Annotated in this window: 13 protein-coding genes and 1 riboswitch; of the genes, 3 read left to right on the forward strand and 10 right to left on the reverse strand. The window is 63.4% G+C overall.

The features are described 5' to 3' along the window. Positions 1-1,884 (reverse strand): phosphomethylpyrimidine synthase ThiC, encoded by a 1,884-nt coding sequence (gene thiC / locus BLS51_RS19490; RefSeq protein ID WP_090186815.1) that lies wholly within the window; start codon positions 1,882-1,884, stop codon positions 1-3. 68 nt (positions 1,885-1,952) lie between these two features. Next, a riboswitch (TPP riboswitch) is annotated at positions 1,953-2,055 on the reverse strand. A gap of 164 nt (positions 2,056-2,219) precedes the next feature. Between thiC and BLS51_RS19495 the strand changes: the two genes are divergently transcribed. Beyond that, on the forward strand, positions 2,220-5,228 hold the full coding sequence (locus BLS51_RS19495) for a ligand-binding sensor domain-containing diguanylate cyclase (protein WP_175472630.1): 3,009 nt from the start codon (positions 2,220-2,222) through the stop codon (positions 5,226-5,228). Here the strand turns inward: BLS51_RS19495 and BLS51_RS19500 are convergent. Continuing rightward, entirely contained in the window at positions 5,218-6,033 is an 816-nt protein-coding gene (locus tag BLS51_RS19500) for a crotonase/enoyl-CoA hydratase family protein (RefSeq protein ID WP_090186821.1), read from the reverse strand. The two genes, BLS51_RS19495 and BLS51_RS19500, sit on opposite strands and share 11 nt — an antisense overlap. Positions 6,034-6,151: 118 nt before the next feature. On the opposite strand from BLS51_RS19500, the gene BLS51_RS19505 reads away from it, so the two are divergent. Next, positions 6,152-8,947 carry a valine--tRNA ligase gene (locus tag BLS51_RS19505; RefSeq protein WP_090187303.1) on the forward strand — a complete coding sequence of 932 codons (2,796 nt, stop codon included), beginning with the start codon at positions 6,152-6,154 and terminating at the stop codon, positions 8,945-8,947. A gap of 90 nt (positions 8,948-9,037) precedes the next feature. On the opposite strand, the gene BLS51_RS19510 is transcribed toward BLS51_RS19505, so the two are convergent. The 6 genes from BLS51_RS19510 to BLS51_RS19535 all read right to left on the reverse strand — a co-directional run bounded on the left by BLS51_RS19510 (position 9,038) and on the right by BLS51_RS19535 (position 17,700). Continuing rightward, positions 9,038-10,003: a threo-3-hydroxy-L-aspartate ammonia-lyase gene (locus BLS51_RS19510; RefSeq protein ID WP_090186824.1), complete on the reverse strand. Its 966-nt coding sequence runs from the start codon at positions 10,001-10,003 to the stop codon at positions 9,038-9,040. Positions 10,004-10,020: 17 nt separating this feature from the next. After that, positions 10,021-10,647 carry a helix-turn-helix transcriptional regulator gene (locus BLS51_RS19515; RefSeq protein ID WP_090186828.1) on the reverse strand — a complete coding sequence of 209 codons (627 nt, stop codon included), beginning with the start codon at positions 10,645-10,647 and terminating at the stop codon, positions 10,021-10,023. Between the two features lie 24 nt (positions 10,648-10,671). Beyond that, positions 10,672-11,814: a response regulator gene (locus BLS51_RS19520; RefSeq protein ID WP_090186832.1), complete on the reverse strand. Its 1,143-nt coding sequence runs from the start codon at positions 11,812-11,814 to the stop codon at positions 10,672-10,674. Further along, positions 11,811-15,791 (reverse strand): response regulator, encoded by a 3,981-nt coding sequence (locus tag BLS51_RS19525; RefSeq protein ID WP_090186837.1) that lies wholly within the window; start codon positions 15,789-15,791, stop codon positions 11,811-11,813. The genes BLS51_RS19520 and BLS51_RS19525 overlap by 4 nt, the downstream gene beginning before the upstream one ends. Next, positions 15,776-17,341 carry a GAF domain-containing protein gene (locus BLS51_RS19530; RefSeq protein WP_090186840.1) on the reverse strand — a complete coding sequence of 522 codons (1,566 nt, stop codon included), beginning with the start codon at positions 17,339-17,341 and terminating at the stop codon, positions 15,776-15,778. The genes BLS51_RS19525 and BLS51_RS19530 overlap by 16 nt, the downstream gene beginning before the upstream one ends. 98 nt (positions 17,342-17,439) lie before the next feature. After that, entirely contained in the window at positions 17,440-17,700 is a 261-nt protein-coding gene (locus tag BLS51_RS19535) for a hypothetical protein (RefSeq protein ID WP_090186844.1), read from the reverse strand. A gap of 154 nt (positions 17,701-17,854) precedes the next feature. Between BLS51_RS19535 and BLS51_RS19540 the strand changes: the two genes are divergently transcribed. Next, a complete protein-coding gene (locus BLS51_RS19540) occupies positions 17,855-18,295 on the forward strand; it encodes a DUF2147 domain-containing protein (protein ID WP_090186849.1) in 441 nt (146 codons plus the stop codon). Here the strand turns inward: BLS51_RS19540 and BLS51_RS19545 are convergent. Together BLS51_RS19545 and BLS51_RS19550 are read right to left on the reverse strand one after the other, a co-directional pair. Beyond that, entirely contained in the window at positions 18,292-18,660 is a 369-nt protein-coding gene (locus BLS51_RS19545) for a DUF3060 domain-containing protein (protein ID WP_090186853.1), read from the reverse strand. The genes BLS51_RS19540 and BLS51_RS19545 overlap by 4 nt on opposite strands. Before the next feature lie 74 nt (positions 18,661-18,734). Then, positions 18,735-19,496, reverse strand: coding sequence for a ThuA domain-containing protein (locus tag BLS51_RS19550; protein ID WP_090186856.1), 762 nt, complete (start codon positions 19,494-19,496; stop codon positions 18,735-18,737). Positions 19,497-19,557 lie beyond the last annotated feature (61 nt).

The raw sequence follows: 19,557 nt of genomic DNA on the forward strand, positions 1-19,557 counted from the left end.
TCACGCCTTGCTATACAGTTCTGCGCCGTTCTTCATGAACTCCACCGCCTTGACCTGCATGCCATTTTCCGCATACGCGCGTACTTCCTGCGTGATCTTCATCGAGCAGAAGTGCGGCCCGCACATCGAGCAGAAATGCGCCACCTTGGCCGAATCCTTGGGCAAGGTCTCGTCGTGGAACTCACGCGCCTTGTCCGGATCGAGGCCGAGATTGAACTGGTCTTCCCAGCGGAATTCAAAGCGCGCCTTCGACAAGGCGTTATCGCGGATCTGCGCGCCCGGATGGCCCTTGGCCAGATCGGCCGCATGCGCGGCGATCTTGTAGGTGATGATGCCGTCCTTGACGTCGTTTTTATCCGGCAGGCCAAGGTGCTCCTTCGGCGTCACATAGCACAGCATCGCCGTGCCATACCAGCCGATTTGCGCCGCGCCGATGCCCGAGGTGATGTGGTCATAGCCTGGTGCGATATCGGTGGTCAAAGGCCCCAGCGTGTAGAACGGCGCCTCGTGGCACTGCTCCAGTTGCAGGTCCATGTTTTCCTTGATGAGCTGCATCGGCACATGGCCAGGCCCCTCGATCATCACCTGCACGTCGTGCTTCCAGGCGATCTGCGTCAGCTCGCCCAGCGTTTTCAGCTCGCCCAGTTGCGCCTCATCGTTGGCATCGTAGATCGAGCCCGGACGCAGGCCATCGCCCAGCGAGAACGCCACATCGTAGGCCTTCATGATTTCGCAGATTTCTTCAAAGTGCGTGTACAGGAAGGACTCCTGGTGATGCGCCAGGCACCACTTGGCCATGATCGAACCGCCACGCGAGACGATGCCCGTCATGCGCTTGGCGGTCAGCGGCACGTAGCGCAGCAGCACGCCGGCGTGGATGGTGAAGTAGTCGACGCCCTGCTCTGCCTGCTCGACCAGCGTATCGCGGAAGATTTCCCAGGTCAGGTCCTCGGCCTTGCCGTTGACCTTCTCCAGCGCCTGGTAAATCGGCACGGTGCCGATAGGTACAGGCGAATTACGAATGATCCACTCGCGCGTTTCGTGAATATGCTTGCCGGTCGACAGATCCATCACCGTATCGCCTCCCCAGCGGATCGACCATGTCATCTTCTCCACCTCTTCGCCGATCGACGATGTCACCGCCGAGTTGCCGATATTGGCGTTGATCTTGACCAGGAAATTACGGCCGATAATCATCGGCTCCACCTCCGGGTGGTTGATGTTGGACGGGATGATGGCGCGGCCGCGCGCGATCTCTTCGCGCACGAATTCTGCCGTGATCTCGGCCGGAATGCTTGCGCCATAAGCCTGCCCCGGATGCTGGCGCCCCATCAGTTCCGCCAGCCGCTGTCCATTCGGGCCGGAGACTTTCAGGCTCTCGATATACTCCTTGCGACGCAGATTCTCGCGGATGGCGACAAACTCCATCTCCGGCGTGATGATGCCCTGGCGCGCGTAATGCATCTGCGTGACGTTGCAGCCTGCGCGTGCGCGGCGCGGCTTGCGGTGCAGGTTGAAGCGCAACTCCTCCAGCGCCGGATCGGCCAGCCGCGCCTGGCCATATGCGGAAGTCGGGCCATCCAGTTCCTCGGTATCGTCGCGCTCCAGTATCCACGGCAGGCGCGGCGTGGCGTCCAGGCCGGAACGGATATCGATCTGCGCATCCGGATCGGTGTACGGGCCGGACGTATCGTAGACGTAGACCGGCGGATTGGCCTCGAAGCCGAACGAGGCCGGCGTATCGGCCTGCGAGATGGCGCGCATCGGCACACGCAGGTCGGCGCGGCTGCCTTGCACATAGATCTTGCGGGAATTGGGAAGTGGCTGTATCGCTGCCTCGTCCACCGTGGCGGTGGCGGACACGAATTTCGGGTTGGCGTTCATTTGGCTCCTTTGTTGGGCTACAGGAGCCAGCAAAGGAGGTTGGACGACCACCTGCACCATCGGTGCGCGGCAGACATCCTAAGCTTCCCTTCGCTGGCATTATCCAGATCAGGTTCGGAGGGTATTTCTCACCCGCGTCGCTCACACGACGCAGGACCCCTAGCGTTTGCCACCTTGCGGCAGCGCGACGATTATAACCGTGTCGTCATCAAAGTGGCAAAAATCCCACATTCAGCGAGCAAGTGCTCAGGTATAGTGTCCTCATGCTACACAGCAACGCTCAACACCCGTCCACTCCGCCGCCACGCCGTCTGCGCCTTCTTGCCGCCTTGTGCATGGCACTGTGCCTGGCGCCGGGGCTGGGTGCGCGCGCCGACAGCGGCGAGCGCTGGGACAGCATGTCCTTCACCGCGTTCAAGCGCTACGTGCACAACGACATCAGCAGCGGCCTGTGTTTTGCGCAGGACCGCCAGGGCTTTGTATGGATCGGCACCCAGGCCGGCCTGGTGCGCTGGGATGGCAACCGCCACGTCAAGTATCTGGCCGACGCGCGCGACGATGCCCTGCCCGACAGCTATGTCATGAGTGTGCACGTCGATACCCAGGGACGCCTGTGGGCCGGCATGAATTCCGGTGGCCTGGTGCGCTACGATCCGGAGCACGACAATTTCATCCGCTACCGCGCCAGTCCCACCGGCCTACGCGACCCGCGCGTGGCGGCGATGGCCGATGACGGCGCCGGCGGTCTGTGGATCGCCACCGGCAGCGGCCTGGAACACCTGGCGGCGGACGGAAAATTCAACCGCCTGGGCGACGACTACGGCGCCGCCGCGCTGCCCGAGGGCGGCATCGACGCGCTGCTGCACGACGCCGACGGCGGCCTGTGGGTCGGCACGCGGCGCGGACTATTCCATCTGAAACAGGGACAGGCAGCGCGGCAGATTCTGCTGGGCGGCAAACCCAATATGCCGATCAGCGCGCTGCTCAAGGACAGCGATGGCCGGCTGTGGATCGGCAGCCGCAACGGCGGCGCTTTCGTCATCGCGCCAGGGGACACCGCTGCGACGCCGGTGCATGAAAGCGCTCCGCAGGCGACGCTGCACGGTGAGCGAATATCGGCAATCGTCGAAGCGGCGCCAGGCGAAATCTGGTTCGGCACCAATGGCGCCAACGGCGGCATCGTCGTGTACGACGTGCAGCACCACAGCTCGCGTCGCATCCGCCACCGCGCCGACGCGGCCGACAGCCTGGCCGACAACGATGTGATGGCCATGTTCCGCGAACGCAGCGGCATCATCTACGCCTCCAACATGGCCGGCATCAGCCAGCATGCGCCGCAGCCGGACGCAGTGGCTACCATCCGCTACCTGGACGCCGGCCGCAGCGGGATTATCAGCGTGCCCAGCACCCTGGTCACGCCCGACGGCCGGCTGTGGCTGGGCATGATTAACGGCGGTGTCGCCATCGTCGATCCGAAGCACGGCCTCAGCCGGTGGCTGCTGGCCAGTAACGGCATGCCGCAAGGCCGCGTGCTGACGATGGCCGCCGGGCCCGGTGGCGAGGTGTATATCGGCACGCAGAACGGCCTGTACCGCGCCGCCGCCGATGGCAGCCACGTGCAGCGGGTCAAGCTGCCGCAGCGGCGTGACGAAGAGGAAGTGTGGGCGCTGGCGGTCAGCGGCAACACGCTGTGGATGGGTGGACTGGATGGCGTGTGGGCGCTGGAACTGGGGCAGCATGGCGTGCAGCACCTGCTGCGGCATGAAGACAAAAGCCTGGGCGATCCGCGTGTGACGTCCATTCTGCCGGTCGGCAACGACGTCTGGGTAGGCACCCGCACCGGCCTGGCAAGGGTCGGCGTCAACGAGGTCGAGGCAATCCCCGCCGACCTGTCGACGCCGGACCGGCTACCGCCCGGCTATGTGTCGTCGCTGCTGCTGGATGGCCAGGGACGGCTGTGGCTGTCCAACTTTGGCACCGGCGTTGTCATCCTCGAACGCACCGATCCCGACGGCCGGCGCCGTTTCCGCCGGCTGGGCATGCAGCAGGGCTTGCCCGACAGCGGCGGCAACAAGCTGCTGCAAGACCGCCAGGGCATGATCTGGGCCAGCACCGACGCCGGCCTGGCGCGCATCGATCCGCGCACGCTGGAGATCAAGCCGCTCGGCCCCGGCGAAGGCGTGCACGTGCCGACCTACTGGACCAATTCCGGCACCGTCACCGCCTCCGGCGACCTGGTGTTTGGCGGCCTGACCGGCATCACTGTGGTCAAGCCGCAGGCGCTGGAAAGCTGGCGCTATGTGCCGCCCGTGGTGGTCACGCGCATCGTGCTGAACGACAAGGACATTCCGTTCGCTGCCTACAACCAGGGCCGGGGCGCCAAGGCGGCGCCGATCGTCGTGCCGACCACCGCGCGCGAACGTGGCTTTTCGCTGGAGTTCGCTGCGCTCGACTACACGGCGCCGGAACGCAACCGCTACGCCTACCAGCTCAAGGGTTTCGACTCCAACTGGGTCAGCAGCGAAGCCAGTTCGCGCCGCGCCAGCTATAACAACCTGCCGCCGGGCGACTATGTGCTGCAACTGCGCGGCTCCAACCGCAATGGCGACTGGGCCACGCCGGTCGAGGTGCCGGTACATGTGATGCCGGCCTGGCATCAGCGTCCGCTGGCGCGGGTGGCGATGGGTGCGCTGGGACTACTGCTGGGCGCCGGCCTGATGCAGGCGCGCACCACCTACCTGCGTCGCCGCCAGCGCGAACTGGAAGCGATGGTCGAAGCGCGCACCGCCGAATTGCGCGCCACCCAGGCGCAACTGGAAACGCTGGCCTACGGCGATCCGCTGACTGGCCTGGCCAATCGCCGCCTGTTCAATGACGAATTGCGTCACCTGGTGGCGCACGCCGAGCGTGGCGGCCCCGCCTTCACGCTGCTGCTGATCGACCTGGACCGCTTCAAGCCGGTCAACGACACGCTGGGCCACGACGCCGGCGACGCTCTGCTGGCCGCGACGGCCGACCGCCTGCGCGCGGCGGTGCGCGAAGCCGACCGGCCATTCCGCCTCGGCGGCGACGAATTCGCCGTGCTGCTGAGCCAGACCACCGACTGTGCCACGCTGGAACCGGTGTGCGCACGCATCCTGGCCAACCTGGCAGCGCCGCTGCCGCATGGCGACGCGGTCATCGAAATCAGCGCCAGCATCGGCGCCGCCGTCTACGCCAGCGGCAACAGCCACGAACAGCTATACAAGCGCGCCGACGTTGCGCTGTACGAAGCCAAGGCCGCCGGCCGCAATACCTGGCGCCTGGCCGCCGCCGGCCAGGCAGCGCACGCGCTCAATCCTTGAAAATAGGCGTGGACTTGCTCATGCCTGCTGTCATCGCGGCTTGCAGGTCGGCGGACATCAGCATGGCGGCGTTCCAGGTGGCGACGTAGTTGAGGCCATCGGCAACGCTGTGGTCGCGCGCGTAGCTGATCATCTCCTTGACGCCGCGCACCGACAGCGGCGACTTGGCGGCCATCTGCGCGGCGATCTCGCGCACGCCGGCGCGCAACGCCTCCGGCGTGTCGAACACCCGGTTGACCAGACGCATCTCCTTCGCCTCGTCAGCATCGAATTTGCGTGCGGTGTAAGCCAGCTCACGCGCCATGCCTTCGCCGACCAGGCGCGGCAGGCGTTGCAACGTTCCTACATCGGCCACCATGCCGATATCGATTTCCTTGATGGTGAACCAGGCGTCCGACGAGCAATAGCGCATGTCGGCGCAGCAGATCAGATCGATGCCGCCGCCGACGCAAGCGCCATGCACGGCCGCCAGCACCGGCTTGCGGCAGCGCTCCAGGCTGGTCAGCGACTCCTGCAGGTCGAGGATCACGCGGCGCAGGTTCTCGCGCGTGCGGCCATCGCAGTCATCGCGCACCTGGGCGCCGACGCCCAGCATCATCTGCAGGTCGATGCCCGACGTGAAAGCCTTGCCCTCGCCTTCCAGGATGGCGACGCGGATCGCCGGCGTCTCATCGACATAACGAAAAGCGGCGCGAAGATCGCTCCACATCGCCGCATTCATCGCATTCAGCTTCTCCGGCCGGTTCAGCCGCAGCGTGGCGATGTGGTCCTCGACAGCAATAGTTAAAGTTTCAAAATCGGGCATTGCATCTCCTCATTGTATTTTTAATATTTTGCCATTGCCGCAATAATACGCAGCTGGGGCTGCGTCATCTATAATGGCTGTTTTCGCCAACGAATTCACTACTTACTTCAGCCATATCATGGAATTAGCCAAGTCTTTCGAGCCTGCCGACATTGAACAGTTCTGGCGCAGCGAGTGGGAGTCGCGCGGTTACTACACCGCCACCCTCGACGCCGGCAAACCTTCTTTCAGCATCCAGCTGCCGCCGCCGAACGTCACCGGCACCCTGCACATGGGCCATGCCTTCAACCAGACCATCATGGATGGCCTGACCCGCTATCACCGCATGCTGGGCCATAACACCGCCTGGATACCTGGCACCGACCACGCCGGCATCGCCACCCAGATCGTGGTGGAACGCCAGCTGGATGCGCAGAAAATCTCGCGCCACGACCTTGGCCGCGAAGAATTCATCAAGAAGGTCTGGGAGTGGAAGGAGAAATCCGGCTCCACCATCACTGGCCAGATGCGCCGCCTGGGCGCCTCGCCGGACTGGAAACGCGAATACTTCACCATGGACGCCGAGCGCTCCAAGGTGGTCACCGACGTCTTCGTGCGCCTGCACGAGCAAGGCCTGATCTATCGCGGCAAGCGCTTGGTCAACTGGGACCCGGTGCTGGGCACGGCTGTGTCCGACCTGGAAGTGGTATCGGAAGAAGAAAACGGCTCGATGTGGTACATCAAGTACCCGCTGGCCGATGGCAGCGGCTCGCTGACCGTGGCCACCACCCGTCCTGAAACCATGCTGGGCGACGTCGCCGTGGCAGTCGATCCGACCGACGAACGCTACCTGCCGCTGGTTGGCAAGATGCTGACGCTGCCGCTGGTCGGCCGCGAAATCCCGATCATCGCCGACGAATACGTCGACAAGGCGTTCGGCACCGGCTGCGTGAAAATCACGCCAGCGCACGACTTCAACGACTACGCCGTCGGTCAGCGCCACAACCTGGCGATGCCATCGATCCTGACGCTGGAAGCCAAGATCGTCGACGACGCGCCGGAAGCCTACCGCGGCCTGGACCGCTTCGTCGCGCGTAAGAAAATCGTCGCCGACCTGGAAGAACAGGGCCTGCTGGAAGAAGTCAAACCTCACAAGCTGATGGTGCCGCGCGGCGACCGTACGGGCGTGGTCATCGAACCGATGCTGACCGACCAATGGTTCGTCGCCATGAGCAAGCCGGCGCCGGAAGGCAGCTTCAATCCGGGCAAATCGATTGCCGAAGTGGCGCTGGAAAAAGTCGCCACCGGCGAAATCAAATTCGTGCCGGAAAACTGGAGCACCACCTACAACCAGTGGCTGAACAACATCCAGGACTGGTGCATCTCGCGCCAGCTGTGGTGGGGCCACCAGATCCCGGCGTGGTACGACGACGCCGGCAACATCTTCGTCGCCAAGACCGAGGAAGAAGCCAAGGCGCAAGCCGCAGCCAAGGGCATCACCGCGCCGCTGCGCCGTGACAACGACGTGCTGGACACCTGGTTCTCGTCCGCGCTGGTGCCGTTCTCGACCCTGGGCTGGCCGGAAGAAACGCCGGACATCAAAGCCTTCCTGCCATCATCGGTGCTGGTGACCGGCTTCGACATCATCTTCTTCTGGGTGGCGCGCATGGTCATGATGACTGCGCACTTTACCGGCAAAGTGCCGTTCGAAACCGTCTACGTACACGGCCTGGTGCGTGACTCGCAGGGCCAGAAGATGTCCAAGTCCAAGGGCAACACGCTGGACCCGATCGACCTGATCGACGGCATCGATGTCGAAGCGCTGGTAGCCAAGCGCACCACCGGCCTGATGAATCCCAAGGACGCCGAGAAAATCGCCAAGGCCACGCGCAAGGAATTCCCGAACGGCATCGCTGCCTACGGTACGGATGCGGTGCGCTTCACGATGGCCTCGTACGCCTCGCTGGGCCGCAACATCAACTTCGACCTGGGCCGTGCCGAAGGCTACCGCAACTTCTGCAACAAGCTGTGGAACGCCACCCGCTTCGTGATGATGAACACGGAGGAAAAGGATTGCAGCGCCAGCGAAGCCGACCTGTCGAACGCCGACAAGTGGATCATCTCGCTGCTGCAAAAGGCCGAACTGGAAGTGGCCAAGGGCTTCGAAGACTACCGTTTCGACAACATCGCCTCGGCCATCTACAAATTCGTCTGGGACGAGTATTGCGACTGGTATCTGGAAGTGGCCAAGGTGCAGGTACAGAGCGGCACCGAAGGCCAGCAACGCGCCACCCGCCACACGCTGCTGCGCGTGCTGGAAGTGGTGCTGCGCCTGGCGCATCCGGTAATCCCGTTCGTCACCGAAGCACTGTGGCAGGCGGTCGCCCCGCTGGCCGGCAAGACTGGCGACTCGATCATGATGCAGCCGTATCCGATCGCCAACACCGCCAACATCGACGAGTCGGCCGAAGCCTGGATGCAGCAGCTGAAAGCGCTGACCGACGCCACCCGCAACCTGCGCGGCGAAATGCAGCTGGCGCCATCCTTGCGCGTGCCGCTGATCGTCGAACCGGGCAACGCAGCCGAGAAGGCCGCGATGGAAGGCTTTGCGCCGTACGTGCAATCGCTGGCCAAGCTGTCGGAAGTGCAGATTGTGGACGTGCTGCCGGAATCGCCGGCAGCGGTGTGCATCGTCGGCACCACCAAGATGATGCTGAAGGTAGAAATCGACGTCAAAGCCGAGCGTGAGCGCCTGAGCAAAGAGATCGCCCGCCTGGAAGGCGAGATCAACAAGGCCAACGGCAAGCTGTCGAACGAAAGCTTCGTGGCCCGCGCGCCGGCCGAAGTGGTCGCGCAAGAAAAAGAACGCGTCGCCAACTTCTCCGCTACGCTGGACAAGATGCGCGAACAAATCGCCAAGCTCCCAGCAGCCTAAGCCATCCGGGGTCAGTTCTGCCAAACGCACACGGGCTCAACAGCATAGCTGTTGAGCCCGTGTGCGTTTGGCAGAACTGACCCCGGATTTTTATGCTAGCAGTTCGGCGTAACGAGCGATGTCGACGTTGCCGCCGCTGATGATGATGCCGACGCGCTTGCCTTGCAGTTGCGCTTTCATCGCGCGCGCGGCGGCAAAGCCAAGGCCGCCAGTCGGTTCGACTACCATCTTCATGCGCTCGGCAAAGAAACGCATGGCGGCGCGCAATTCTTCATCGCTGGAAGTCAGGATGTCATCCACGTCACGCTTGATAATCGGGAACGTCAGGTTGCCCAGGTGCTGCGTCTGCGCGCCGTCGGCGATCGTCTTCGGCGTGTCGATGTGGACAATGCTGCCGCTGCGGAACGATTGCTGGCCGTCGTTGCCCGCCTCCGGCTCGACGCCAAACAGCTTGGCCGATGGCGACAGCGCACGCGTCGCCAAGGCGGTGCCGCTCAACAGGCCACCGCCACCCAGCGGCACGAACACGTAATCCAGGCGACCGACTTCCTCAAACAACTCCTTGGCCGCCGTGCCCTGCCCGGCTATCACGTCCGCGTGGTCGTAGGGCGGGATCAGGGTCAGGCCATGCCTGGCGGCCAGGTCGCGGCCGATCTGCTCGCGGTCTTCCTTGTAGCGATCGTAGATGACCACCTGCGCGCCATAGCCACGCGTGGCGGCCACCTTGGCGGCCGGCGCATCATGCGGCATGACGATCGTGGCCGGGATGCCCATCAGCCTGGCCGACAAGGCCACCGCCTGTGCGTGGTTGCCCGATGAGAAAGCCACGACGCCCGCCTTGCGCTGTTCCGGCGTGAACTTGGCCAGCGCGTTGTAGCCGCCACGGAATTTGAACGCGCCCATGCGCTGGAAATTCTCGCACTTGAAGAATACTTCCGCGCCCAGCTCGGCGTTGGCGGTTGACGAGGTCAGCACTGGCGTCGCGTGCGCCACACCGACAATGCGCTCGGACGCGGCAACCACGTCTTCAAATGTAGGCAGTTTCAGTTCGCTCATGGATTTTCCTGGGATGATTAGCGCGCGTCGTTGTAGACGGTGGCGCGGGAGACATTCAGATAGGCGGCGACGGTGTCCATCGCGCGGCGGACGTCACTGAGGCCGCACTCTTTCAGTTCGCGCATCAGCGCCTTGCGCTCGTCGGCTTTCAGCGCGCGTGGCGTGCTGCCGATGCGGGCGGCAAACTGGTCGATGCGCTGGCGGATGGCGTCGGCGCCCGGCGGGGCCATGGTTTCTTTGACAGCGGCGGCGGCGTCGACGCTACCGAATTGCGTCAGCATGGTGTTCAGGCTGCGGAACACGGTCAGGTCGACATTCAGGCACAGCGCGGCGACGTATTTGCCTTCGCTGTCCTTGATGCCGATCGAGGTGCTCTTGGCCAGCCGGCCATCGGGAAAAGTATTGGGATAATTGGCGATGACTTGCTCGAACGCCGGATCGGACGCACGCGCCAGGCCAAGCTCGGTCGCCGGCGCGCCAACTTCGCGGCCGGACAGATTGTTGTGGATCGCCAGGATGGCGTGCTCCGGCTGCGTCAGGTCGTGCAGCACCACTTCGCAGAATGGCGCCAGCGTCTTGCCCAGCCCGTCCGCCAGGTGCTGCATCTGCGCCAGCAGGTTCTGATGTTCAGAGGTTTTTTTCATCTGAACATACTATCTCATTTTAGATTATTTGTACAATTCCAGACGTTCTTTCTTTTCTGCCATGATGTCGTCGCTATCGTGAAAGCGCGCGGCGATGCTGCGGAATTCCTCTTGCAGCTCGATGAAAGCGTCCACCATGTCCGGGTCGAAGTGCGCACCCTTGCCTTCGATGATGATGCTGACTGCCTTGTCGTGCGGCATGCCCTCCTTGTAGACGCGGCGGCTGATCAACGCGTCATACACATCTGCCACCGCCATCAGCCGCGCCGACAACGGGATGGCTTCGCCCGCCACACCTTCCGGATAACCGGAACCGTCCCATTTTTCCTGGTGACCGTAGGCGATTTCCTTGGCTAGCGCCAGGAACGGCACGCTGGTGCCCAGCGATTGCTCGGCATGGGTAATCGCGTCGCGCCCCAGCGTGGTATGGGTCTTCATGATTTCAAACTCATGCGGTTCAAATTTTCCCGGCTTGAGCAGAATGCGGTCCGGAATGCCAACCTTGCCGATATCGTGCAGCGGCGCCGACTTGAATAGCTGATTGATGTAGCCGTCAGTCAGCGTAGCGGCAAAGCGCGGATGGTGGCGCAGCTTTTCCGCCAGCGCCTTGACGTAGTATTGCGTGCGGCGGATGTGGTTGCCGGTTTCGTTGTCGCGCGTTTCCGCCAGCGACGCCATCGACAGAATCGTGACGTCCTGGATGGCCATCACTTCCTGCGTGCGCGACGACACTTCCTTTTCCAGGTACAGGTTTTTATCACGCAGGAAGTCGGCGCTGTCCTTCAACAGCAAATGGTTGCGCACCCGCGCCAGCGCGATCGGTGGGCTGATCGGCTTGGTCAGATAGTCGACGGCGCCCAGATCCAGGCCCATTTTTTCCGCCTCCACATCGGTCTTCGCGGTCAGGAAGATGACCGGGATGTCGCGCGTCAGCGGATCGGCCTTCAGGCGGCGGCAGACTTCGTAGCCATCCATCTCCGGCATCATCACGTCGAGCAGGATCAGGTCCGGCAAGCTGCCCGACTGCGCGATGCGCAGCGCTTTCTCGCCGCTGCTGGCGATCTTGACTTTGTACTGGTCCTTCAGCAGGTCGTTCATCAGCACCAGGTTGTCCGGTGCATCGTCCACCAGCAGGATGGTTTTCTTCTGGATCAGTTCCGTCGTCATGTTGTTTCCCCTTCGGTCATGGCTTCGTCCAGCGCGGCCAACGCCGCATCCAGATCAAGATCGGACAGGCCGGCAGCGATGCGCCGCCAGTGACGCGGCAATCCGGCCTTGAATAGTTGCAGGTGTTCCTCCCACAGCTCGGCAGCAGCTGAATCGCTTTCGGCCAACAGCGTGCGCAGGCGTTCCGCGTGGCCACGCACTGTGGAAGCATCGGGCGCCACCACCGCCGGCGTATCGGCTACAGTCAGCGGGCTGTCGAGCGCGCGCAGCGACGCAATCACAGTCGCCAGTTGCTCCAGCACCGCCACCAGCAAGGCCTGCTGCTGAGCCGCCGATGCGCCCTCTCCGCACGCCGTTTCCAATGCCTGCGCCGCCTGCTGCACGCCCAGTGCGCCGATGTTGCCAGCCATGCCTTTGAGCGTGTGCGCGGCGCGCGTGGCGGCGGCCGGATCGGCATCCTGCTGCGCGGCGCTGAAGGCATCCGCGAAGCTGGCCTGACTGTCACCGAACTTCAGCAGCAGGCGACGATACAGCGCGGGATTGTCCATCGTGGTGGCGAGGCCGGCGCGCGTGTCGATGCCAGCCAGCGGCGGCAGCGGCACACCTTCGGCGGCGGCCTGCGAAGGCGGCGAAGGCGGCGAAGGCAACGTGCCATGCATCGGCCGCACCCAGCGTGCCAGTGTGGCAAACATCTCGCCGACGTTGATCGGCTTGGCGATGTGATCCTGCATGCCGGCCGCCATCACCTTGTCGCGGTCGCCGGCCATGGCGTTGGCGGTCATCGCCACAATCGGCAGGGCATTCCAGCCAGGCATGGCGCGCAGCGCGCGCGAAGCTTCGTAGCCATCCATCACCGGCATCTGGCAATCCATCAGCACGCCGTCGAAACGGGCGTCGCGCGCCAGGATGTCGAGCGCTTCCTGGCCATGGTTGGCCAGCACCACTTCGATGCCGGCCTTGGCCAGCAAGTCGCTGGCCAATTCCTGGTTCATATCGTTGTCTTCCACCAGCAGGATGCGGGCGCCGCGCAGCTTGTCCATCGCCTCGCTGTACTGCTGCTGCTTGCCGACCGCGCGCGTTTCGACAATCACGCCCCTGCCCAGCGCCAGCCCGACCGCTTCCAGCAGCGTCGATGGCGTGACCGGCTTGGTCAGCACCGAGTTCATGTCGACGCCCGAACCGGCCGCCGAGGCCATCGCTTCCTCCCGGCCATAGGCGGTGACCATGATGACCGCCGGCAGCCGCTCAAGCCGCGACTGGCGCAAGCGGCGCACCGTTTCGATGCCATCCAGGCCGGGCATTTTCCAGTCCATCAGGATCACGTCATAAGGCAGCGCCTGCTTCTCGTATTTGGCCACCATGTCCAGCGCCTGCTGGCCATCCCACGCCACATCGACCTCCAGCCCGAAGGAGCGCGCCATGGTGGACAGGATCTCGCGCGCGGCGGCATTGTCGTCGACCACCAGCACGCGCACGCCGGTCAGCTCGTCGGCACGGAACATGCGACGCGGCCGCGACTCCTGTTGCAGGCCGAAGCGGATGCGGAAGTGGAAGGTCGTGCCGGCGCCGGGCGTGCTTTCGACCCAGATGTCGCCGCCCATCAGCGCCAGCAGGTTCTTGCAGATCACCAGTCCCAGGCCAGTGCCTCCGTATTTGCGCGTGGTGGAGGCGTCCGCCTGACTGAACGACTGGAACAGCTTGTCGCGCTGCGCATCGGTCATGCCGATGCCGGTGTCGCGTATCCAGAAGTGCAGCGTGCTGCTGTTGTCATCGGCCGCCACCTGTTCGACGCCGACCACAATTTCCCCGCGCTCGGTGAACTTGACGGCGTTGTTGCCGAGATTGACCAGCACTTGCCCCAGTCGTAGCGGATCGCCGATCAGCCCCGCCGGCACGCTCGGATCGAACTGGAACAGCAACTCCAGTCCCTTGTCTTCGGCCTTGAAGGCGATCAGGTTGGCCAGGTTGTCAAGCACGTCGCCGAGGTCGAAGTCCACCGTTTCCACCGTCATCTTGCCTGCTTCAATCTTGGAGAAGTCGAGGATGTCGTTGATGATGCCCAGCAGGTTCTCGCCGGCGCGGTGGACTTTCTCCACGTAGTTGCGCTGGCGCTTGTCCAGATCGGTTTGCAGGGCCAGGTGCGACATGCCGATGATGGCGTTCATCGGCGTGCGGATTTCGTGGCTCATATTGGCCAGGAAGTCGCTCTTGGCGCGTGTGGCGGCCAACGCCTGCTCGCGCGTCACGCGCAGCTCGTCCTCGGCCGCCTTCTGCGCACTGATGTCCTGGTAGACGCCGTACATGTAGCGCACCTCGCCGCTGTCCGGATCGCGCTCGACCTTGCCCAGCGCGTGCAGCCAGATCAGCCGACCATCCACCGGACGGCGGTAGGCATAGACCGCGTCATACATGGCGTAGCGGCCATCCAGCGCGCCCTGGTAGCGTTCGCCCGTGTGCTGCGCACCGTCCGGGTCGGCCTCCACCAGCCGCGCGAACCATTCGTCCTGCAGATGATAGCGGCCGTCCGCGCGCGGCGCCTCGCCCAGCAGGCGTGCCGCGCGCTCCGACTGGAAGTAGTAATCCGGATCGTTGTAATCGACCACCCAGTAGCCGCTGTCGGTCAGATCCAGCGCCACGTCGGTCAGATAGTTGGCGCGCCGGACCTCTTCCAGCAACGCACGGGTGTGCAGGTTGCGTTCAACGATTTCCAGATTCATCGCAATGATCGGCAGCGCGCCGTCCATCAGCGCCTGCGCCCGCTCGTCGTAGGCGTCCAGCGTGGCCAATTCAATCACCGCCAACATGCGTTCGTTGCGTTGCACTGGCAGGATGACAATACAGGCTGGCGCACGTTCGCCCAGCGCCGAGCCGATGCGCAGGTAATCGGCCGGTGGCTGGCGGAAGATGATCGGCTGGCCATCGCGGGCGCACTGCCCGACCAGTCCCTCGCCCGGTGCAAAATGCGTCTGCGCGCCAGGCTGGCCGCGCCAGGCGTAGCCGGCGAGGAAATCCAGTCCCTGCTCGTCGCTCAGATAGAACGCACCGTGACCTACACTCAGCAACGGCGCCAGCACCGCCAGCGTGCGTTCCGCCAGCTCGGTAGTGGTGGCAGCCGATTGCAGCTCGTTCGACAGCGTTGCCAGGTTGGCCTTGATCCAGCGCTGCGTTTCGACCTTGGCTGCCGCCGTTTGCAGCACTTCGATGGCGCGCGCCAGTTGCCCCAATTCGTTCGGATAATCGGTCAACGGCAGCTTCTGTCCCAGGTCGCCACCGGCCAGGTTCTCCACCGCCTTGCGCAGCCGCTTGGCTGGATGACGCACCGAGCGCGCCAGCAAGGTGCTGAACACCAGGCCGAGGCTCAGCGTCAGGCCCAATACCAGATAGGTCAGCCGGGTTTCGTCGCGAGCCAGTTCCTGCATTTCCTCGACCTGGCGGCGCGCGCTGTCCTCCTTCACCTGGGCAATACGGTTGAGCGCGTCATTGGCCTGGATGCCATAGTCCTGAAACGCCGGGTCGGAGACGATGGCGCGCGCCTCGTCGATCTTGCCTTGTTTCAGGTACGCAAGCGTCGCATCCAGGCGTTCCCGGTACAGTGCGTACGCGGTTTCGAAGTCAGACAGGTTGCGATGGTTGACTTCGCGCACGATGCGCGGCCGCAGCTCCTCCAGCGAGCGGTTCAACTTGCCCTGCGCATCCGCTACCAGGCCCAGCGCCTGCTGGCGGCCTGCCGCGTCCTTGGCCAGGATCGCCTGGCGCAAGGCACGGCCGCGTTGCGAAAACTGGATCAGCGTGTCCTTGGCGTCGGAGATGCCAAGCAGGTCATTGCGATAGATGGCCAACATGTCGGTGCTGAGCCGTGCATGCATCTGGGTAAAGTGCAGGCCAAAGCACAGCGTCATCAACAGGCTGCCGCCGAACCCCAGCGCCAGCTTGTGCCCGAGACTGAGCCGTTCCAGGCTGTTCAGCAAACGTCGCACACTTCCTCCTTGTTCGGGACATCCGAAGCCGCTGCACGGCGACTGACTCCCAGGTTAATCGCCAGCAGTTCCGCCATCGCGGTCGCCTGCTCCAGCATCGATGGGTCGGGCCGCTGCGGCAGCGCCAGTTCCATCACGCCCAGCAGGCGTGATTGCAGCAGCACCGGCACCAGCAGCAAGGCTGCGGGCGCCGCCTGGCCGAGGCCAGAATGGATATGCCATGGGTTGCCTTGCTCCGCCTCCAGCAGGCGTGGCTGGCGTTCACGCGCGCACTGTCCCAGCAGGCCGTGGCCGATGGCGATGCACGACGGAGGCTGCGTACCGGCATAGGCACCGGCCAGGCAAAGTTGCGTGCCATCGGTATCGACGCAATACACCACACCCTGCAAGGCGCCAAACAGGCGGTGGCATTCATCAAGGAAAACGCTGACGGCGACCGCCGCGCTGTCGGTCTGCTGCATGCGCAACGCCAATTCGGCCAGCTGCATCCGGCGCTCAGCCCGCAGCGCCTGATCCTTCGCCATCTGTTCCAGTTGGCAGCTGGCCTGACGCTGCGTCAGGCGCACACGCAGCATGCGCAATAACAGCAAGCCGATGCACAAGATGACGGCAGCGGCTGCTGCCGCGTCGCGGATAGTCCGTGCGGGGGAGATGGCGTGGGTCAGGTCTTCCAGCAACACCAGTTGCCATTCGCCGGCGGGATCATTCCAGTCGACCGGGGCGCTGGCCATCGCGTAGCGGCGCCCGTGAACACTGGTGATGCCGGTGCCTGTCACAAACGGCAGCACGTCCGGCATATGGCGCTCGAACAGGTTGCCGAACTGGCGCGTGGCGCGAATCTTCTCCATCTGTTGCTGCGTCGGCGCCACCGCCAGTTGTCCTTGCCATTCACTGCGGTTGCTGGCAAACACCACGCCTTGCGGTGACAGTAGCAAGGCCGTGCCCGGCATCGCGGCCAGCAGACGGTCGATGCGGTCGATGCCGGTGCGTGCGACCACCGCCCCGATCGGGGCGCCGCCACGCGTGGCGCCGGGATACACCGGCGCCGCAAAGTACAGCGTGCGTTCGTCACGCGACAGGCTGATGGCGGCGTACACATTGTCACTGCCGCGCACGGCAGTCTGAAAATACGGACGGAAGGATATTTGCAATCCGGTCGAAGGCTTGCCGCTATCGTCCCACGAAGACGACACCACGCCCTGGCGGTTGACTACGAACACCGCTTGAGCGTCGAAAGCCTGGGCCGCGCTGGCCAAGAGCGCCAGCACGTCCGCAGAGTTGGCGCTAGTGCGACCATCGCTCTCCTGCTTGATCGGCGGCGAAACCAGGCCCAGCATGGAGATTGCCCCCATCAGCTTACCGTCAAGCGTCAATGACATGGCTTTGAGCGCATGACGCTGCAAGGAAATCTCCAGCCGCGCCTGATATTCGCGTTCCCGCGTGCCGATACTCCAGTAGGCGGCCATAGCGGCGGCTAGTGCAGCACACAGCAGCACCAAAGCGCCTCCCCACCGGGGATGGCGGGCGATTACTTCCACGGCTCGCATCATCACCACTCCTGCCAAGCACTGACTTAATCAGTCTCAACAATAGCAGCAAACGTAGCCAAAAGGCAACAAATTACTAACTTGCAAATAAATAGCGGGACTTACGGCAGTGGCCGGCGTTCCTCGTGGTTTTCGCGGGGTTCGGTCTGCATGACGCCGGGTTCGGTGGACTGGCGGCTGTCAGCGCTATTACCACCCAAGGCGGGGGCTGGCTTGCGGTCCGGGCTGCTGCCTTGCTGGTCGCGCACGGCGCCTTTATCCACGCCGGCGCCGCTGGTAGCGCCTTCAGTGCCGGAGCGGCTGCCACGGATGCCATCGACATCGCCAGGGCCAGCTATCGATTGATCGTGCTGTGTCATCATGTATTCCTCCTTAACATCATCTTAGCTGGTGCCAGCGCGCCCCGGCATCGGCCCAGGCCGCGTATCCGTGTAGGAATTTTGGACGATACCCTCTAATTAGCACGACCGGTCAGTTCGTATAATGAACGACACAAAAACAACCTTGGAGACGTAAATGAAATTTCTCGCATTCATCGCCGCAGCCACCCTGGCCATCTCGCCGGCCTTCGCCGACACCACTTCGCCAACCGGCTTGTGGAAAAACATCGATGACGAAACCGGCAAGCCGAAAGCGCTGATACGCATCACCGACAACAACGGCGTGCTGACCGGCCAGATCGAAAAACTGTTCCGCGACGCCAATGAAGACCAGAATCCCAAGTGCGACAAGTGCGAAGGCGCGCGCAAGGATCAGCCCATCATCGGCATGACCATCCTGTCCAATCTGAAGAAGGATGGCGACGAGTACAACGGCGGCGAGATCCTTGATCCGAACAACGGCAAGGTCTACAAGAGCAAGCTGCACCTGACCGACGGCGGCAAGAAGCTCAGCGTGCGCGGCTACATCGGCGTGCCGATGCTGGGCCGCTCGCAGACATGGGTGCGCCAGGACTAATTACGCTGGATCTTGTGGCCGACGCCGCTGATGCGTTGCTGTGGCTCGCCTGTCGAGCGCCAGTTGACCGTCTGCTGGATGCCGGCCACCACCATGACAGCTTTCGGCGCCAGCGCCAGCGTCACCTTGTTTTCGGCGCCGTTCATTTCCAGGCTGGCGCAGGTGCCGGTCAGCGTAATATTGTGCTGGGTGCCGTTGATGGACACGCGCCGACCGTCGCAAGGGAAAGTGCGCACATAACCATTGCCGGCGATGGCGATCTGATCCTTGTCGACAATCACTTCACCCACGGCGTCATCTGCCATGGCGCCATGGGCAGCCAAGCCCAGGATACCGGCCAGCGCGATCGTACGTAATGCAAGCATGCTGTCTCCTCTTCTGTTTAAGTTCCGGCATTGTAAAAATTTAAAGAAGAGTTCGGCGCACGCATGCGCAGGCGTCAGCGCTTGATGCCCTTGCCGGTGGCGGTCCAGTAGATGCCGCCCATCAGGTGCGACAGGTATTGCGGGTCGCGGTACATATTGCCGTCATGCCCAAGCGCGGTGACGAACACGCGGCCTTGCTCAACCTGGTGATACCAGCTCAACGGGTGGTCCTTGCCCATGCCGTGCGATACCTGCCCCGGCCAGATCTTGGTCGGGTCATAGCTGCTCTCGTCCGCATTCAGCACCGGGTTGATCTTGATCTGGTAAGGATTATCAAAGACGTAGAACTCGTCGCTCCAGATCCAGTGATCCGGCAGGCCGAAGGTGGCGGGGAATTTTTTGTCGACCACATCGGCCACGCCGGTCTGCAGCATCGGATGGTTGCCGGTGCGGCGGCCGATCAGCTTCTCGTACCACGGCCAGGTGTTGGGCGGAATAATCAGGGAGCGGTGCACCAGCATGGCGTTGCCGCCGGCCTTCATGTAATCCTCGAATTTCTTGCGGCGCGCCTCGTTCAGCTCTTCGGGCGGCGTGTTCAGGAACATCACGGCGGCGTACTGCTTCAGGTCGCCGTCGAAGGCTTCCGGCTTGTTGGTGTAAGTCATCTCGAACGCGTGCAGCTTGCCCAGCCGCTCCAGGCTTTCGCGCGCGATGGGGATGTATTCGTAGTGGTACTTACTCGGCATGGCCAGCACCAGGATCTTGTACTGGCTGTCGGCATGCGCGCCGGACGCCATCACCAAACCGGCCGCAATGGCCAGCAAGCTCTTCTTCATCGTCTCCTCCAACAGAAAGTTAGCGCTATCATTTTTGTCATAGTCTAACCCAAGGTGATAC

The organism is Duganella sp. OV510 (assembly GCF_900100205.1).
In the GTDB taxonomy this organism is placed as follows: domain Bacteria; phylum Pseudomonadota; class Gammaproteobacteria; order Burkholderiales; family Burkholderiaceae_D; genus Rugamonas.